Genomic DNA, 683 nt, shown 5'->3' with positions numbered 1-683 from the left:
TACAAGAACCTGGTGGCGACCGCCGGCCATTGCGTGTACGACACCAAGAGCAACAAGGCGACCCTGGACAAGTGGGTCTTCGTCCCCGGCTACTACGAGGGCAAGACCCCGTGGGGCATCTACGTCGGCAAGACCGCGTACACCCACTACGACTTCGACGTCTACGAGGACGGCGACCGCGACTACGCGTTCGTGACCGTCTACAACGGCGTCCTGCCCACCAGCGGTTCCAGCAAGAGGTACGCCCGCACCTACGAGACCTCCCGTGAGGCCAAGTGGGCCAAGGCCAGGCTCGACAGGAACAGCGCCTACTCCCACCTTCGTCTGCGGTCCGTGGTCGACACCGACCACGTGGTGAAGGAGGGCACCCGCGACTCCCAGAAGGTCTACGTCAAGCGGGACGACTGGAAGAAGCTCAACCCCGAGGGCACTCCGGCCGACGGCCCCTTCAAGGAGGGCACCGGCGTCACGGACAAGGAGTTCCGCTTCAAGCCGCGTGGCTGGGAAGAGGGCAAGCAGTCCCGTGACGGCAAGGCCTTCTACCTCAAGAAGGGCGACAAGTACGTCGTCCGCACCTACTGGATCAACTACGACGTCGACTACCGCCTGACCGGCCGGACTCTGTCGATCGGTCTGAAGGACGTCGGCACCCTGGGCTCCAACGTGGGCGGCCAGGGCCTGGC

At 64.7% G+C, this 683-nt stretch carries 1 pseudogene; it reads left to right on the top strand.

What is annotated here, in order from left to right:
• A pseudogene (locus tag FLX08_RS43585) lies at window positions 1-220 on the top strand (trypsin-like serine peptidase); the annotation flags it as partial.
• Between the last annotated feature and the right edge of the window lie 463 nt (window positions 221-683).

Source organism: Microbispora hainanensis (assembly GCF_006874475.1).
Classification (GTDB): Bacteria; Actinomycetota; Actinomycetes; order Streptosporangiales; family Streptosporangiaceae; genus Microbispora; species Microbispora hainanensis.
Note: the sequence above shows the minus strand (reverse complement) of the source record. Positions and strands in the feature narration are given on the sequence as shown.